Source organism: Actinacidiphila sp. bgisy167, assembly GCF_057707665.1.
In genome coordinates this window covers 1-15,391 of sequence record NZ_JBYIQP010000042.1, presented here as the reverse complement: position 1 = coordinate 15,391, position 15,391 = coordinate 1, and the positions used below count along the sequence as shown (strand labels likewise).

Annotated in this window: 16 protein-coding genes and 1 pseudogene; 12 read left to right on the top strand and 5 right to left on the bottom strand. The window is 74.3% G+C overall.

The genetic code is table 11. The features are described from left to right. Positions 1–7: 7 nt before the first annotated feature. Entirely contained in the window at positions 8–988 is a 981-nt protein-coding gene (locus AC3ET4_RS17525; RefSeq protein ID WP_431950312.1) for a DMT family transporter, read from the bottom strand. A gap of 74 nt (positions 989–1,062) precedes the next feature. Here AC3ET4_RS17525 and AC3ET4_RS17520 point away from each other — a divergent pair, with 74 nt between their 5' ends. Continuing rightward, positions 1,063–1,977 (top strand): LysR family transcriptional regulator, encoded by a 915-nt coding sequence (locus AC3ET4_RS17520; protein WP_431950310.1) that lies wholly within the window; start codon positions 1,063–1,065, stop codon positions 1,975–1,977. A gap of 361 nt (positions 1,978–2,338) precedes the next feature. On the opposite strand, the gene AC3ET4_RS17515 is transcribed toward AC3ET4_RS17520, so the two are convergent. Continuing rightward, positions 2,339–2,818: a Rieske (2Fe-2S) protein gene (locus tag AC3ET4_RS17515; protein ID WP_431950308.1), complete on the bottom strand. Its 480-nt coding sequence runs from the start codon at positions 2,816–2,818 to the stop codon at positions 2,339–2,341. 193 nt (positions 2,819–3,011) lie between these two features. Between AC3ET4_RS17515 and AC3ET4_RS17510 the strand changes: the two genes are divergently transcribed. The 5 genes from AC3ET4_RS17510 to AC3ET4_RS17490 all read left to right on the top strand — a co-directional run bounded on the left by AC3ET4_RS17510 (position 3,012) and on the right by AC3ET4_RS17490 (position 6,755). Continuing rightward, positions 3,012–3,830: a HipA family kinase gene (locus tag AC3ET4_RS17510; RefSeq protein ID WP_431950306.1), complete on the top strand. Its 819-nt coding sequence runs from the start codon at positions 3,012–3,014 to the stop codon at positions 3,828–3,830. A 47-nt stretch (positions 3,831–3,877) separates the two neighbouring features. Beyond that, positions 3,878–4,219, top strand: coding sequence for a DUF3037 domain-containing protein (locus tag AC3ET4_RS17505; RefSeq protein WP_431950370.1), 342 nt, complete (start codon positions 3,878–3,880; stop codon positions 4,217–4,219). Between the two features lie 121 nt (positions 4,220–4,340). Next, the gene (gene fabG / locus AC3ET4_RS17500; protein ID WP_431950304.1) at positions 4,341–5,102 is read left to right on the top strand and encodes a 3-oxoacyl-ACP reductase FabG; all 762 of its coding nucleotides are present in this window, start codon (positions 4,341–4,343) and stop codon (positions 5,100–5,102) included. A gap of 21 nt (positions 5,103–5,123) precedes the next feature. After that, the gene (locus AC3ET4_RS17495) at positions 5,124–5,885 is read left to right on the top strand and encodes an SDR family oxidoreductase (RefSeq protein ID WP_431950302.1); all 762 of its coding nucleotides are present in this window, start codon (positions 5,124–5,126) and stop codon (positions 5,883–5,885) included. Positions 5,886–6,074: 189 nt separating this feature from the next. Beyond that, positions 6,075–6,755 carry a uracil-DNA glycosylase gene (locus AC3ET4_RS17490; RefSeq protein WP_431950300.1) on the top strand — a complete coding sequence of 227 codons (681 nt, stop codon included), beginning with the start codon at positions 6,075–6,077 and terminating at the stop codon, positions 6,753–6,755. Between the two features lie 182 nt (positions 6,756–6,937). On the opposite strand, the pseudogene AC3ET4_RS17485 reads toward AC3ET4_RS17490, so the two are convergent. After that, a pseudogene (locus tag AC3ET4_RS17485) lies at positions 6,938–7,513 on the bottom strand (mycothiol transferase); the annotation flags it as partial. Between AC3ET4_RS17485 and AC3ET4_RS17480 the strand changes: the two are divergent. Then, positions 7,512–8,426, top strand: coding sequence for a Gfo/Idh/MocA family protein (locus AC3ET4_RS17480; RefSeq protein WP_431950298.1), 915 nt, complete (start codon positions 7,512–7,514; stop codon positions 8,424–8,426). The pseudogene AC3ET4_RS17485 and the gene AC3ET4_RS17480 overlap by 2 nt on opposite strands. 201 nt (positions 8,427–8,627) lie before the next feature. Here the strand turns inward: AC3ET4_RS17480 and lnt are convergent, their stop codons facing one another. Both lnt and AC3ET4_RS17470 read right to left on the bottom strand, forming a co-directional pair. Continuing rightward, entirely contained in the window at positions 8,628–10,175 is a 1,548-nt protein-coding gene (gene lnt / locus AC3ET4_RS17475) for an apolipoprotein N-acyltransferase (protein WP_431950296.1), read from the bottom strand. A 662-nt stretch (positions 10,176–10,837) separates the two neighbouring features. Next, on the bottom strand, positions 10,838–11,575 hold the full coding sequence (locus AC3ET4_RS17470) for a hypothetical protein (protein ID WP_431950294.1): 738 nt from the start codon (positions 11,573–11,575) through the stop codon (positions 10,838–10,840). 148 nt (positions 11,576–11,723) lie between these two features. Between AC3ET4_RS17470 and AC3ET4_RS17465 the strand changes: the two genes are divergently transcribed. The 5 genes from AC3ET4_RS17465 to AC3ET4_RS17445 form a co-directional block, all read left to right on the top strand. Further along, positions 11,724–12,599 (top strand): Fpg/Nei family DNA glycosylase, encoded by an 876-nt coding sequence (locus AC3ET4_RS17465; RefSeq protein WP_431950292.1) that lies wholly within the window; start codon positions 11,724–11,726, stop codon positions 12,597–12,599. Between the two features lie 98 nt (positions 12,600–12,697). Then, positions 12,698–13,309: an NAD(P)-dependent oxidoreductase gene (locus AC3ET4_RS17460; protein WP_431950289.1), complete on the top strand. Its 612-nt coding sequence runs from the start codon at positions 12,698–12,700 to the stop codon at positions 13,307–13,309. 202 nt (positions 13,310–13,511) lie between these two features. Next, positions 13,512–14,048: a DoxX family protein gene (locus AC3ET4_RS17455; protein WP_431950287.1), complete on the top strand. Its 537-nt coding sequence runs from the start codon at positions 13,512–13,514 to the stop codon at positions 14,046–14,048. A 64-nt stretch (positions 14,049–14,112) separates the two neighbouring features. Next, positions 14,113–14,313 (top strand): hypothetical protein, encoded by a 201-nt coding sequence (locus AC3ET4_RS17450; RefSeq protein WP_431950285.1) that lies wholly within the window; start codon positions 14,113–14,115, stop codon positions 14,311–14,313. A 263-nt stretch (positions 14,314–14,576) separates the two neighbouring features. Next, positions 14,577–15,391 (top strand): phosphoketolase family protein (locus AC3ET4_RS17445; protein WP_488175942.1); only part of this gene is annotated, 815 nt, incomplete at its 3' end.

Below are 15,391 nucleotides of genomic sequence, written 5' to 3'. Positions count from 1 at the left end.
GGGCGGTTCAGCCTGCCGGACGGCGCTGGGTCAGCGCCGCTCCGGCGAGCACCACGAGGGCGCCGACCGGCTCGTTCCAGGTCAGGCGCTCGCCCAGCAGCGCCACACCGGCAGCTGTCGCGATGACCGGGATCAGATAGGTCACCATCGTGGCGATGGTCGGGCCCTTCTCCGCGACGATCCCGTACTGCAGGAGGAAGGCGATGCCGGTGCCCAAGGCGCCCAGCGCCACCACGGACAGCGTCGGCCAGAGCGGAAAAGCAGCCGGTGCGGACGTGAACAGCGGTGTCAGCACGGCCAGTTGGGCGGTGCCGAGCAGCAGTTGCGAGAAGGACATCGACAGGGCCGAGTTGCCGCTGCCGCTCAGGGTGCGGCGCACGTAGATCCAGCCCACCGCGTAACTCGCCGAGGCGCCCAGTGCCATCGCCGTGCCCGCCGGGTCCGTCCCGGAGAAGCCCTGCCAGGCGCCGAGCACGGTGAGCACGCCGACGAAGCCGATGCCGACCCCCGCGACGCGCTGCCGGGTCGGCTTGTCGTCCGAGAGCGCCGCCACGGACAGCACCATGCTCCACAGCGGGGTCGTGGCGTTGCAGATGCCCGCGAGCGTCGACGGGATGGTGAGCTCCGCGTACGCGAAGAGCGTGAACGGCAGGGTGTTCAGCAGCAGTGCGGCGACCGCCATGTGCCCCCAGGCGCGCCCGCCGCGCGGCAGCCGCTCCCGCTTCACCGCGAAGGCGGCCGCCAGCACGGCGGTGCCGAACGCCATGCGGCCGAGCGCGACCTGCAGCGGGGCGTAGGCCTCGGTGCCCACCTTGATGAACAGGAAGCTGAAGCCCCAGATGAGCGCGAGCACGGCCCAGCTGACCCGCCAGTCCACCGCGGGGCGGCGGACGGGAGCCGAGGGGGCGGCGGGAGCGGGACCGGGTGGGGCGCCGGCAGGGGACGGGGCGGCCGGGGTGGCCGGGCGGCGGGTGCTGGGTGCGCTCATGGCCCTCACCATGACGGATCGAACCTCTTAGGACAAGCGAGTAAAGCTGCTGATGATCACGTAGTGTTGCTTACATGTTGAACCTCGAGCGCCTGCGCATCCTGCACGCGATCTCCACCTACGGCTCGGTGAGCGCCGCGGCGGACGTGCTCCACGTGACGACCTCGGCCGTTTCCCAGCAGATGGGCAAGCTCGAACGCGAGACCGGTCAGACCCTGCTGGCCAAACACGGCCGCGGGGTGCGCCTCACCGACGCCGGCCGGCTGCTGTCCGGGCACGCGGGCCGCATCCTCTCGCTCGTCGAGCTCGCCCACTCCGACCTCGAGGCGCACCGCGGCGCCGCGGTCGGCGAACTGCGCCTGGGCGCCTTCCCCACCGCTGTGCGCGGGCTGTTCCCCCAGGCGCTGGCCGCGATCCGGCACGACCACCCCAGCCTGCGCGCGATGGTGCAGGAGATCGAGCCGCATGACGCGCTGGCCCGGCTCGTCCGCGGCGACATCGACCTCGCCGTCGTCCTCGACTGGTACAACAAGCCGCTCTCGCTGCCCGGGGGGCTGGCCAAGGAGCCACTGCTCGACGACATCGCCGACGTCGTCGTCCCCGAGGACCATCCGCTGGCCGGCCGCGACGAGGTCGACCTCGGGGAACTCGCCGGCGACGACTGGATCGGCTGGCCGGACGGAGGCTTCTGCCACGAGTGGCTGCTGTTCACCCTGCGCGGCAAGGGCGTGGAACCGCGTGTCGCCCACCAGGCCGAGGAGCACCCCACGGTCCTGGCCCTCGTCGCCGCCGGCCTGGGCGTCGCCGTCGTCCCGCGCCTCGGTCGCGGGCCGCTGCCGGCCGGGGTCCGCGCCATCCGGGTGCGCCACACCATGAAGCGCCACATCTACGCCGTCTGGCGCTCCGACGCCGACCGCCGCCCCGCCATCCGCGCCGCGGTGGAGGCTCTGCGCCGGGCGGGGGAGGACGTGATGGCCACCGAGGGCTGACAGCGGCCCGGCAGCCGGCGGAGGTGACGTACCTCAGTGCGCGCGCGGTGGCGGGCGCGGCGGCACACGGGGCGCTGCGGCGCGGCCGGTCCGGCCCTCGACCCGTGGACGCCCCGCGCCGGCCGCACTTCGCCGCGGCTTCCCGAGCCGACGAGGCGGGCCGGGTGAAGGCCGCACGCGGTGACCCCGCCGCCGGGGCCGGTCCGGGCGGCGTGCCGCGCGGCCTCGCCCCCTGCGCACCCCGTACGGAAGCGGCCGTGACCCACGGGCTGGGAGCGGTCGTGTCCACGAGGCAGTCGCCGGGGCCGCGCAGACAGCAGCGGCGACGGGCGGAGCCGCCTACCGGCCGGGGGCCGGGGGCTCAGGCCAAGGCCACGGAGTCCCCCTCCACCGTGATCCGCGCCGCCGGCAGCGGCTGGGTCGCCGGGCCGTTGGCGACGCTGCCGTCCTTGATGCTGAACCTGCTGCCGTGGCAAGGGCAGTTGATCGTGCCGTCCGCGACCTGGTTGACGGCGCAGCCCTGATGGGTGCAGATGGCGGAGAACGCCTTGAAGGAGCCCGCCTCGGGCTGGCAGACGACGACCTTCTCGTCGGGGAAGATCTTGCCGCCGCCGACCGGGATCTCCGAGGTCTTGGCCAGCGTCACCGCGGCGCCTCCGCCGCCGGGGGTCGAACCCCCGGTTCCCTGGCCGCCGCCCTGGGCGGGCGCGGCAGGGCTGACGGTGCCCGCGGCGTTCTTGTCGCCGCAGGCGGCCAGCGCGACCACGAGCCCCGCCGCGCCCGCGGCGGCGACCACGGCCCGGCGGGTCGGAACTCCTGCGATGCCAGTCGTGTCGGCCATGCGTCACACATCCTGTTGCCTTGTCCGTACCGGACCGCCTGCGGGGCCCGGGGGCGCGGGTCGCGCCCTGCCCTGTCCTACGGGCCGGACGGGTGAGCTGTTCAACCGATGCCGGAAAAATCTCCGGGCGAGGCGCGGGGCCCGGCTCGCGGGCGGCCGAGGCCCCGGAGGCGGCACCGCCTAGGATGCGCCCATGGAGGAAGTGACCGGGATCCGCTACGTCACGCCGTTGCGTGAGGGCGGATCGGTGCCCGGCGTCGTCGAGGCCGACGACCTGGGGACATACGTGGTGAAGTTCATTGGCGCCGCACAGGGCCGCAAGGCGCTGGTGGCGGAGGTGATCGCGGGGGAGCTGGCCCGGCGGCTCGGGTTGCGGGTTCCGGTGCTGGTGCGGTTCCAGTTCGATCCGGTGATCGGGCTCGGGGAGCCGGACCAGGAGATCCAGGACCTGCTGAAGGCCAGCGGCGGGCTCAACCTGGGCATGGACTTCCTCCCCGGTGCGCTCGGCTTCGACCCGCTCGTCTTCGAGGTGGGGTCCGGCGAGGCGGGGCGGATCGTGTGGTTCGACGCGCTCGTCGGCAACGTCGACCGCTCGTGGCGCAACCCGAACATGCTGGTCTGGCACCAGGACCTGTGGCTGATCGACCACGGCGCCTCGCTGATCTTCCACCACAACTGGAAGGGCGCGGACCAGGCCGCCGAGAAGCCCTACGACGCCGCCGACCACGCCCTCGCCCGCTTCGCCCCGGACATCGAGGCGGCGGTCCGCGACCTCGCACCGCGCGTGGACGAGGCGCTGTTGCGTGAGGTCACCGCCCAGATCCCCGACGAGTGGCTGGTGGACGAGCCCGGTTTCGCGAGCCCCGACGAGGTGCGGCGCGCGTACGAGCGGGTGCTGCTGGCGCGTGCCGGCACCGTGGGGGAGCGTATCGTCCTCGCCCCGAAGCGGCAGGAGAAGCAGGCGCCGCCGGAGTGGCTGCGCACCTGGGTCGAGGGGAAGGCCGCGAAGTGAGCACGGCGAGCGGGCGCGATGTGTTCGAGTACGCCCTGGTGCGCGTCATGCCCCGGATCGAGCGCGGCGAGCTGATCAACGCGGGTGTGCTGGTCTACTGCCGCGCCAAGTCCTTCGTGGGCGCCCGGGTCCATCTGGACGAGGACCGGCTGCGCTGCCTCGACCCCGATGTGGACGTCGCCGGCGTACGCGCCGCCCTGCGCGGGTACGAGGGCATCTGCGCGGGCGGCGAGCAGGCCGGGCAGGCGGCGGGGGACGATCCGGGGCGGCGCTTCCGCTGGCTGACGGCGCCGCGCAGCACCATCGTGCAGCCGGGCCCGATCCACACCGGGCTGACCGAGGACCCGGAGGCGGAGGTGGACCGTCTGCTGGATCTTCTGGTGCGCTGAGCCACACCGGCGCGGTGGGAGCGTTGACACAGGGTCACCGCGCTCCTACGGTTTCGGCTACGGGACGTACTAAGCGGTCGCTCACCTGCGCGACCGCTCCCCCCAGGGCTGAGGAGAGCAGATGTCGACCACCGAGCAGCGCGTAGCGATCGTGACCGGGGCGGCGCGCGGCATCGGCGCCGCCACCGCCGTGCGCCTGGCCGCCGAGGGTCGCGCCGTGGCCGTGCTGGACCTCGACGAGACCGCGTGCAAGGACACCGTCGAGCAGATCACCAAGGCCGGCGGCCGGGCCGTCGCCGTCGGCGCCGACGTCTCCGACGAGGAGCAGGTCGAGGCGGCGGTCGCGCGCGTCGCCGCGGAGCTGGGGGCGCCGACGATCCTGGTCAACAACGCGGGAGTGCTCCGCGACAACCTGCTCTTCAAGATGAGCGCCTCCGACTGGGACACGGTCATGAACGTGCACCTGCGCGGCGCCTTCCTGATGACGCGCGCCGTCCAGAAGCACATGGTGGACGCCGGGTTCGGCCGCGTGGTCAACCTGTCCTCGTCCTCCGCCCTCGGCAACCGCGGGCAGGCCAACTACTCGGCCGCGAAGGCGGGGCTGCAGGGCTTCACCAAGACCCTCGCGCACGAGCTCGGCAAGTTCGGCGTGACCGCCAACGCCGTCGCCCCCGGCTTCATCGCCACCGACATGACCGCCGCCACCGCGGCCCGCGTCGGCATGGGCTTCGAGGAGTTCCAGGCCGCGGCCGCCACCCGGATCCCGGTGCAGCGGGTGGGTCGGCCCGAGGACGTCGCCAACGCCATCGCCTTCTTCACGGGCGACGACGCGGGCTTTGTGTCCGGCCAGGTGCTGTACGTGGCCGGCGGCCCGCTCGACTGACCCGCGACAGGAGACCGCATCATGAGCACCCATCCCGACAGCGGCCGCGTCGCGATCGTCACCGGCGCCAGCCGCGGCATCGGCTACGGCATCGCACAGGCCCTGGTCGCCCGCGGTGACCGTGTGGTCATCACCGGCCGCAACGAGGAGCCGCTGAAGGAGGCCGTCGAACGGCTCGGCGCCGACCGGGCCCTCGGCGTGGCCGGCAAGGCCCACGACGAGGCGCACCAGGCAGAGGTCGTCGAGCGCACGATGGAGGCCTTCGGCCGCGTCGACTACCTTGCCAACAACGCCGGCACCAACCCGGTCTTCGGCCCGCTCGCCGAACTCGACCTCGGCGTCGCCCGCAAGGTCTTCGAGACCAACGTCCTCTCCGCGCTCGGCTTCGCCCAGCAGACCCACCGGGCGTGGATGAAGGAGAACGGCGGCGCGATCGTCAACATCGCCTCCGTGGCGGGCGTCAGCGCCTCCCCGCTCGTGGGCGCGTACGGCATGAGCAAGGCCGCGATGGTCAACCTCACGCTGCAGCTCGCCGCCGAGATGGCGCCCGGCGTCCGCGCCAACGCCATCGCCCCCGCCGTCGTCAAGACCAAGTTCGCCGCCGTCCTCTACGAGGGCCGCGAGGAGCAGGCCGCGGCGGCGTACCCGCTGGGGCGGCTCGGCGTGCCCGAGGACATCGGCGGCGCCGCCGCCTTCCTGCTCTCGGACGCGGCGGCCTGGATCACCGGCCAGACCCTGGTCGTGGACGGCGGCATCTTCCTCACGGCGAGCGTGGGCGGCTGAGGCCCGCCCCTGGCGCCCCCTGGCGCGCCTCCGCGCGCACGGACCCCGGTGCCGGCCGCCGTCCTGGCGGCCGGCACCGGGGTCCTGGCCGAGGGGACGGAACGGGCCGGTGACCCGGCCGGACGGACTGTCAGTGCCCGGCGGTACGTTCGTCCCCAGTAACGGATCCGCGTACCGGAGGTTCCCGACGTGCCCATCACACTGCCCGAGTCCTGGCAGGCCGTCCTCGGTGAGGAGCTGGAGAAGGACTACTTCGCCCAGCTCGCCGAGTTCGTGGAGGAGGAACGCGGGAAGCACAGGGTCTTCCCGCCGCGTGAGCAGGTCTTCGCGGCCCTGGAGGCCACTCCGTACGACAAGGTGAAGGTGCTGATCCTCGGCCAGGATCCCTACCACGGCGAGGGGCAGGGCCACGGCCTGTGCTTCTCCGTGCGGCCCGGGGTCAAGACCCCGCCCTCGCTGCGGAACATCTTCAAGGAGATGAAGGAGGAGTACGGCTACCCGATCCCCGACAACGGCTATCTGATGCCGTGGGCCGAGCAGGGTGTGCTGCTGCTCAACGCGGTGCTGACGGTGCGTGAGGGGGAGGCCAACTCGCACAAGGGCAAGGGCTGGGAGAAGTTCACCGATGCCGTCATAAGGGCCGTCGCGTCCCGGCCCGACCCGGCGGTCTTCGTGCTGTGGGGCAATTACGCCAAGAAGAAGCTGCCGCTGATCGACACCGCGCGGCACGCGGTCGTCCAGGGCGCCCACCCGTCGCCGCTGTCGGCCAAGCTCTTCCTCGGCAGCCGTCCCTTCACCCAGATCGACGAGGCGCTCAAGGCGCAGGGCCATGACCCGGTGGACTGGCGCATCCCGGACCTGGGGGAGTGAGACGGGCGCGGGCCGGGCGACGCACGGGGGTCGACGTGGCCCGCGCCGGGGCACTTTCGCGGGCGGACGCGGCCGACCGGGCCAGGTTCACCCGCGGGCCGGCCGAGACGAGGGCGTGCGGCGGTCGGTCGCGCGCCGGGCGCCGGGGGAAGCGTGTCCGCGGTGACTTTGTCGATGCGTTCGCGGAGCAGGTCGGCGTGACCGTTGTGCCGGGCGTACTCCTCGATCATGTGGGCGATCCAGCGCCGGGAGACCAGGTCCTTGTCGCGCCGCGGCGCGATGTCGTCCAGTGACCGGCCACGGGCCGGCTCGCGGGCGCGCGTGACCTGCTCGCGCCACGTCGCGAACGCCTCGGCGGTGTCGGCCTTGCCGAGGTCGAGGAACTCGCCGTCCGGGTCCTGCCCGGTGGCGTCGAGCCGGGGCCTCCCCGGCCAACACGGCGCGAAACAAGTGCGTTCGACATCCGCCATGCGCCGGAGCAGACCGAGCAGTGTGAGGCCGGACGGGGGCGGGCGCCATGGCTGTGCGCGGTTGTCCGTTCTCCGACAGCGTCGACGCGTCAGCCGTCGGCAGCCCGCCCTCGGCCCGCTCCCGTGCGCGGTCGACGGCGGCCGCGCACGACACGCTTCCAGACGCGGGAAGAACGCAGCCGGACCCCGTGGCCGGGCGGCACCGCCCGGGATCGCCCGCCGGCGGGCGGCCCGTATGCTGCCGTCGGCACAGGTCAGGCATGGCAGAGGCAGGCGGGAGCGGCACATGGAACCCCTCAGGATCGGGGTCATCGGACTCGGCGACATCGCGCGCAAGGCGTATCTGCCGGTGCTCGCGGCCCAGCCGGGAGTCGATCTCCACCTGCACACCCGCACCCGCGCCACCCTCGACGACGTCGGCGACACCTACCGCGTCCCGTCCGCGCACCGCCACGACACCCTTGACGCCCTGATCGACCAGGGGCTCGACGGGGCGTTCGTGCACGCCCCCACCGAGACGCACGTCGAGATCACCGAACGCCTCATCGCCGCGGGCGTCCCCGTCTACGTCGACAAGCCGCTCGCCTACGACCTGGCCGGGGCCGAGCACCTGGTGCGGCTCGCCGAGGAGCGCGGCGTCGGGCTGACGGTCGGCTTCAACCGCCGTCACGCGCCCGGTTACGTGCAGTGCGCCGACCACCCGCGCGACCTGATCCTCCTGCAGAAGAACCGCATCGGCCTTCCGGAGAACCCGCGCACCGTCGTCTTCGACGACTTCATTCATGTCGTCGACACCCTGCGCTTCCTCCTCCCGGGCCGCGTCGAGCACACCGATGTCCGGGCCCGGGTCCGCGACGGGCTGCTCCACCACGTCACCTTGCAGTTGTCGGGCGACGGCTTCACCGCGATCGGCGTGATGAACCGCATGAGCGGCTCCAACGAGGAGGTCCTGGAGGTCATGGGCCAGGACAGCAAGCGGCAGGTGTTCAACCTGGCCGAGGTCGTCGACCACCGGGGCCAGCCCACCGTCCGCCGCCGCGGCGACTGGGTTCCCGTCGCCCGCCAGCGCGGCATAGAGGGGATCGCCCTCACCTTCCTCGACGCCGTACGCCGTGGCACGCCCCTCGACGCCCGCGACGCGCTGCGCACCCACGAACTGTGCGAGCGCATCGTCATGGCCGTGGGCGAGCAGACGTGCTGAGCGTGGTGGCGAGCAGACGTCCTGAGCGTCGCCTCGTGCGTGCTCGCCCCGGCCAGGAGCCGGTCCGGTGCGGCGCCGGCAGACGTGCCGAGCGCGGGGCCGATGCGTGTGCCGTGGGCGTCGTCGACCGCGCTGACGCCGGTCGGCGCCAGGACTCCGCGGAGCGCGGTGCCGCTCGCGAGGCGCCGCGCGGGCGTGTCCTCACAGCCGTGACCGGGCAGACCTCCTGAGCGTCGCCTCGTACGCGCCCGCCCCGGCCAGGAGGAGGAGCGCCAGCGGGGGTACCCAGTCGCCGAGCCGGTCGTAGGGGCTGCGTCCCGAGCTCAGGGGGATGTCGTAGATCTGTGCGGCGCTGGTCGAGGTGCCCAGTGTCGGGCCGATGCGTGTGCCGTGGGCATCGTGGACGGCGCTGACGCCGGTCAACGTCGCGTGCACCATGGGGCGCCAGGACTCCGCCGAGCGCAGCGCCGCCAGCGAGGCGTGCTGCGCGGGTGCCCAGCTCTCCTGGAACGAGGACGTGGAGGACTGCGCCACCAGCAGCTGCGCCCCGTCGTCCGTCAGGTGCCGGCTCATGTCGGGGAACGCCGACTCGAAGCAGACGAGGGGCCCCAGCCGCACCGTGCCGGCGTCCATCACCACCTGGCGTTCCCCGCGGATCCGGTCCTCAGCGGCCGCCCTGCCCACCGACGTGGCCCAGCCCAGCACGCCGCGGGCCGGTACGTACTCGCCGAAGGGCACCAGCCGCATCTTGTCGTAGCCCTCGCCGACCGGCCCGTCCGGGCCCATCAGCACCGAGGTCTTGGATATCCCCGGGGCGTCCGCCCGCCGGGCGTCCACGTTGACCAGGACGGCGGCGCCGACGTCACGGGAGAGTGCCGCCAGCCGGTCCGCCAGGTCCGGGCGGGCCGACAGGTCGAAACCGACGCTGCTCTCCCCCCACACCACCAGGTCCACGCCCTGTCCCGCGAGCGTGCGGGTCAGGTGTTCCCCCCGGTCGAAGCGCGGCTCTGCCCCGGCGACGACCCCCGGCTGCACCACCGCCACCCGTACCGTCCGCTCTCCGGGCTCGGCGGCGTCCCCCGCACCGGACGGCACCGGCGCCCAGGCCCACACCGAGGCCGTCGCCACCGCCGCGGCCGCCAGCACCGACCCCGCGGCGGCCCGGCTCGCGGGCACCGCGAGCAGCGCGGCCACCGCCGTGTTCACCGCCACCACGAGGAAGCCGACCAGCCATACGCCCCCGATCGACGCCAGCCGCAGCGCGGGCGGTACCTGCCACTGGCTCGCCCCCAGCAGCCCCCACGGACCGCCCAGGTACTCCCACGACCGCACCAGCTCGGCCAGCAGCCAGGCACAGGGCACCAGCACCGTCGCCGCCACCACCGAGCGGCGCCCCGGAGTACCCGCGAGCAGCCGCCGCACCAGCCACCCCCACGGCGCCCACAGAGCCCCCAACAGCAGCGCGATGACCACGATGAAGACGTGCAGGCTCGGGATCAGCCAGTGGTGCACGGCCACCATGAAGCCGGCCCCGCCCAGCCATCCGTCCAGCGCGGCCCGCCGCCCGGTCGGCGCGGCGCGCAGCAGCAGCATCCACGGAACGAGGGCGATGTACGCGAGCCACCACAGCGACGGCGCGGGGAACGCCAGCGCGGGCAGCGCCCCGACCGCCGCGGCCGCCGCGCCGCGCGTCCAGGAGGAGGCGCGGCGAGGGGAGGCCGTCAGGGGCCTGTCCACCTTGACCGTCACGTGCGCCGCTCCTCACGCTCGCCTGCCCTCAGTCTCGTTCGTCCGGACGGCCTTGCCCAGAGGGCGGCGGCGGGCTCCTGTCACGGCGCAGCGGCCACGGAGGAGCGGGGGAGGCAGGAGCGGGGCGACCGGGAGGCCTTGCGCGCGGGGGTGGGAAGGACCGGGTGGGCGCGATCGTGGCGGTGCGCGCGGCGGTGCCCGTACCGGTGTCCGTGCCGGACGGCGAGCGCGGGTGCGGGAAGCGTCGCCTCCCGCGGGCGGACCCACGGGGGACTCGCTGCGGGCGGCCGCTCACCCCTGATCCGGCGCGCCATCGCCGCTGTCTGTGATGCCGACGTTCTCCGCCGCGCCCCGAGCAGGCTTCGGCAGCCCCTGGTGCGTGATCCACCCGGCGCCGCTGGGGCCGGCGCGTTCGGTGATCCGTGTGCCTCGCCCAGCCCCGTCCGGGAAGCCGGCTGCGAGACCTTGACCTGGGATCACCGGACGACGCGTGAGGAGTGGTGGAGCGGACCGGCCGCCGGAGTGGTGACGATCGGCCGGGTCTTCGGACGCGGGGGACGGACGACGCGCCTATGGGGGCGATCCGCCGCGGCACCCCTGGACGCCCGCCCGCGAGCGGCCCGGCCGCGACCACGCCGGCGGTGCCCTGAGGTGCCGGCGCCTCAGCCGCGCCCGGGCCAGCCGCCCTGCCGCTCGCCGGCCCCCGGGCCGCCGGGACCGCGGTCCCGGACGTGCCCGCCGTTCCAGCCGTGGCCGCCGCCGGCGCGGTGCCGGCCGCCGAGGCGCCCCTGCTCGCCCGAGCGGTGCGCGGCGACGGCGCGGGCCACGGCCTCCTGCCAGTCCTCGCTGTCCCAGGTGCCGCTGAGGCGGGCGTGGCGGCCCGGGGCGACGGCGCCCGCAGGGGCGTCCGTCCGCGCGGCGGTGTGCGTGCCGGATCCCGTACCGGTGCTTGCGCTCGTGCCGCCGGCCGTGCCCTTGGACGCGGGTGCCGCGCCCTCCGATGCGCCGGTCCTGTGAATCCCGGCGGAGACGACGGCGCCCGCGGCGGTCGGCATGATGGTCTCATCGAGGGCCGCGTCCGGCCCGGGCCCGTCGGGCGCGGCCGTGACCGGCTCCTGGGCGGCCTGCGCGATGGTGTCGCCGCCGCCGTGCGGCATGAGCATGGACAGCCCCGCGACCGCGCCGGTCGCCGTCAGAACGGCCGTTCCCAGAGAGCCGCGACCGGGCCCGCGGCGCTGTCCTCGGTGGCGGCCGCCGACGACCTCGCCGCTGATGACCCTGACCTCCTCCGCCTCACCGGCCTCCACCGGCTGCGGCCGGGGTATCACCTCGGTGGGGTCCAGCGCACCGGGGCCCGGACGAGTCGGTGCCTCGGCGGGCAGGGGGAGAGAATCGGCCATGGCTGCGATCATTCACATCCGGCGGCCGGATGTCCAGTTCTCCCGGCCATCCAACTTCCCTCATATCGCACGGAATTGACGTCGGAGGCAGGCTCGGGCCGTACCGTCGCCGTTCGCACCCCGCAGCCTGGGGGCGCACACTGGCCGCATGCCGGAGCTGCCCGAAGTCGAAGCCCTCGCCGGGTTCCTCACCGACCGCATGGCCGGGCACGCCATCGCCCGAATCCTGCCGGTGGCGGTGAGCGTCCTCAAGACCTACGACCCGCCGCTGGACGCGCTGCACGGGCGCACCGTGACCTCCGTCGCCCGGCGTGGCAAGTTCCTGGTGTTCACCACCGACGACGGCGCCGGCCCCTACCTCGCCGTCCACCTGGCCCGGGGCGGATGGCTGAGGTGGAAGGACGACCTGCCCGCGACGCCGCCCCGGCCGGGCAAGGGCCCGCTCGCGCTGCGGCTGCTGATGGCGGAACCGGACGGTGCCGGCTTCGACCTGACGGAGGCGGGGACGCAGAAGCGCCTGGCCGTCCACTGCGTCCGGGACCCCCGGGACGTCCCCGGCATCGCCCGCCTCGGCCCCGAGCCACTCGACCCCGCCTTCACCCGCGAGGTCTTCGCGAGCCTCCTCGCCGGCGAACGCCGCCGCGTCAAGGGCGTCCTGCGCGACCAGGGCGTCATCGCCGGTGTCGGCAACGCCTATTCGGACGAGGTGCTGCACGCGGCGCGGATGTCCCCGTACGCGCTCGCCGCGAACCTCTCCGAAGAGGAGATCAGCCGGTTGTACGAGGCGCTGCGCACCACGCTCCGGGACGCCGTCGAACGCTCCCGCGGCCTGGCAGCGGGCGAGCTGAAGGGCGAGAAGAGGACCGGGCTGCTCGTGCACGGGCGCACCGGACTGCCCTGCCCCGTCTGCGGCGACACGATCCGGGAGGTCTCCTTCAGCGACTCCTCCCTGCAGTACTGCCCGACGTGCCAGACCGGTGGCAAGCCGCTCGCCGACCGCCGGATGTCGCGACTGCTGAAGTAGCCGCCCGGCCGCCGGTGGCCCAGGATGGCCGGTGACCGTTCCCCCGACCGACCCGACCGACCCGACCGACCCGACCGTCCACCGACCGGAGCGACCCCATGCGCATCGCGATCTTCGGAGCCACCGGCCACGTGGGGCGCGAACTCGTCGCCCAGGCGCTCGACGCGGGCCACGAGGTCACCGCCCTGGCCCGCGACCCCGCCCGGCTCCCCCCACGTGACCGGCTGACCGCGGTGACCGGCGACGTCCGCGACCCCGAGGTTGTGGGCCGCGTCGTCGGCGGCGCCGACGGGGTGCTCAGCGCCCTCGGCACCCGGTCCCCGCGCGGCGCCGGCGTCTGCGCCGACGGGATGCGGCGCATCCTTCCCGCCATGCGCGAGCTCGGCGTACGGCGACTGGTGGCCGTCGGCGCGTACGGGTCGGGACCGGGCGCGCGCGGCGCGTACCGGCTCGCGACCTCGCTGGTGATCCCGGCCGTCATGCGGGACAAGGACCGCCAGGAGGAAGTGATCCGCGCCGAGGGCGACCTGTGGACGATCGTGCGGCCCGCCGTCATCACCGGCGGCCGCTACACGGGCGTCTACCGCACCGGATCCGACCTGCGGCTCGGTCTCGCCTCCCGGGTCAGCCGGGCCGACCTCGCCGACTTCATGCTCCGCGCCCTCGGCTCCGAGGACTGCGCACGGCGGGCCGTCGCCATCGCGTCCTGACCACCCTCATCGACCGCCCTTGCCGACCGCCCCACAGACCGCGCGCACGACCGCTCCCCACCCACCGCGCGGCCGAGACCGGGCTGCCGCCGGCACCGCGTCGGCCTCGCACCGAAAGCCCGGACGGCCCACCATCGGCGGCGCGCCCCGCGGCGGACGCCGAGACTGGCCCTACGCGCCCGCACGCCCGGGAAGGACCCCCATGCCCCACAGCCGCCGCAAGGACCTCGGACTGCTCGCACTGCGCCTCGGGACCGGTGCGGTGCTCGTCGCGCACGGCTCCCAGAAGCTCTTCGGCTGGTTCGGCGGCCACGGCCTGGAGGGCACGGGGGAGGCGATGGAGTCCATGGGCTTCCGGCCCGGCCGGCGCAGCGCCCTCGCCTCTGGCCTCGTCGAGGCGGGCGGCGGCACCTTGCTGGCGCTCGGCCTGGCCACCCCGGCCGCGGGCGCGGCCGCCGCCGGGGGGATGGCCGGCGCCGTCTCCGTGCACCTGCCGGCCGGCTTCTTCGCGGCCTCGGGCGGCTTCGAGTACCCGGCGTTCCTCGGCTTCACGGCGGCCGCGATCGGCATCTCCGGTCCCGGCCGCTACTCCCTGGACCATCTGACCGGCGACGTACTGGACTGCGGCTGGACGGTGGCGGCCTGCTTCGCGGCCAGTGCCGTCGCGGCGGCGGTGGTGATCTCCCGCCGCAACGCGGCCGTACGTGCCGACATGGCGGCCGAACTACCGCCGTCCTGAGGGTGGACGCGGCGGACCGCCCCCTGACACGGCCCTGCTCTCGGCATCGAGAGGCGGGACAGCGATGGGCGACCGTGCGGACCACCAGTACGAGATCTACCTCAACGGGCTCGTCGGCGTGCTGCCCGCGCTTCCCACCGACCTGACACGGCTCGAGGGACTGGCCGCCGAGCGCATGGCCCCCGTCCCTTCGGCCGGGTCGGCGGCAGCGCGGGCAGCGGCAGCACGGGACGCGCCGACCGGGAGGCCCGGGACCGGCTGCTGATCGTGCCGCGCATGCTGCGTGACCTGTCCGCACGCGACGTCTCCGTGCGCGTCTTCGGCCGGACCCCGACCGCCCGCTCGCGCTGGGCCGGTCGGAGTGCTGTCGATCGTGCACCCCGCGCGCAGTGCGCCGTGCGTGCCCGGCCGACGTCCGGTCGTGGTCCGGACAGCCGAAGAGGCCCCATCCGGCCCTAGAGGACCACCGTCGCGCATGCCGAATCTGAGGAGGAGAGGTCCCTCGCCCCCGACGTTTCGGAGGAAGCCATGCACGACGAGGAGCTCCGTGCCCTCGACGCCCACTGGCGCGCCGCGAACTACCTGGCCGTCGGCCAGATCTACCTGACGGGCAATCCGCTGCTGGCCGAACCGCTCCGCCCCGAACACGTGAAGCCGCGGCTGCTCGGCCACTGGGGCACCTCGCCCGGCCTGAACCTCGTCCACACCCACCTCAACCGGGTCGTCAAGGCCCGCGGGCAGCGCGCACTCGCCGTCTGGGGCCCGGGGCACGGCGGCCCGGCCGTCCTGGCGAACTCCTGGCTCGAGGGCACCTACTCGCAGACCTACCCGGACGTCCCCCGCGACGCGACGGGCATGGCCCGGCTGTTCCGGCAGTTCTCCTTCCCCGGGGGCGTGCCGAGCCACGTCGCGCCCGAGACCCCGGGATCGATCCACGAGGGCGGTGAGCTGGGCTACTCGCTGTCGCACGCGTACGGCGCCGCCTTCGACCACCCTGAGCTCGTCGTCACCTGCGTCATCGGCGACGGCGAGGCCGAGACCGGACCGCTCGCCGCGTCCTGGCACTCCACCACCTTCCTCGACCCCGTCCACGACGGGGCCGTCCTGCCGGTCCTGCACCTGAACGGCTACAAGATCGCCAACCCGACCGTGCTGGCCCGCATCCCGGAGAGCGAGCTCGACGAACTGCTGCGCGGCTACGGCCACGAGCCGCTGCACGTCACCGGTGACGAGCCGCTCGCGGTGCACGCCGCGCTGGCCGAGGCGATGGACACCGCCCTCGACCGCATCGCGCGGATCCAGGCCGCCGCTCGTGAGGGCGGTGAGGGGGGGGGACCACAGCC

What these genes read in the sequence shown, in the direction of transcription:
- AC3ET4_RS17525 (WP_431950312.1), bottom strand. Translation starts at nt 988, where the DNA reads ATGAGCGCACCCAGCACCCGCCGCCCGGCCACCCCGGCCGCCCCGTCC.
- AC3ET4_RS17520 (WP_431950310.1), top strand. Translation starts at nt 1,063, where the DNA reads ATGTTGAACCTCGAGCGCCTGCGCATCCTGCACGCGATCTCCACCTAC.
- AC3ET4_RS17515 (WP_431950308.1), bottom strand. Translation starts at nt 2,818, where the DNA reads ATGGCCGACACGACTGGCATCGCAGGAGTTCCGACCCGCCGGGCCGTG.
- AC3ET4_RS17510 (WP_431950306.1), top strand. Translation starts at nt 3,012, where the DNA reads ATGGAGGAAGTGACCGGGATCCGCTACGTCACGCCGTTGCGTGAGGGC.
- AC3ET4_RS17505 (WP_431950370.1), top strand. Translation starts at nt 3,878, where the DNA reads ATGCCCCGGATCGAGCGCGGCGAGCTGATCAACGCGGGTGTGCTGGTC.
- fabG (WP_431950304.1), top strand. Translation starts at nt 4,341, where the DNA reads ATGTCGACCACCGAGCAGCGCGTAGCGATCGTGACCGGGGCGGCGCGC.
- AC3ET4_RS17495 (WP_431950302.1), top strand. Translation starts at nt 5,124, where the DNA reads ATGAGCACCCATCCCGACAGCGGCCGCGTCGCGATCGTCACCGGCGCC.
- AC3ET4_RS17480 (WP_431950298.1), top strand. Translation starts at nt 7,512, where the DNA reads ATGGAACCCCTCAGGATCGGGGTCATCGGACTCGGCGACATCGCGCGC.
- AC3ET4_RS17470 (WP_431950294.1), bottom strand. Translation starts at nt 11,575, where the DNA reads ATGGCCGATTCTCTCCCCCTGCCCGCCGAGGCACCGACTCGTCCGGGC.
- AC3ET4_RS17465 (WP_431950292.1), top strand. Translation starts at nt 11,724, where the DNA reads ATGCCGGAGCTGCCCGAAGTCGAAGCCCTCGCCGGGTTCCTCACCGAC.
- AC3ET4_RS17460 (WP_431950289.1), top strand. Translation starts at nt 12,698, where the DNA reads ATGCGCATCGCGATCTTCGGAGCCACCGGCCACGTGGGGCGCGAACTC.
- AC3ET4_RS17455 (WP_431950287.1), top strand. Translation starts at nt 13,512, where the DNA reads ATGCCCCACAGCCGCCGCAAGGACCTCGGACTGCTCGCACTGCGCCTC.
- AC3ET4_RS17450 (WP_431950285.1), top strand. Translation starts at nt 14,113, where the DNA reads ATGGGCGACCGTGCGGACCACCAGTACGAGATCTACCTCAACGGGCTC.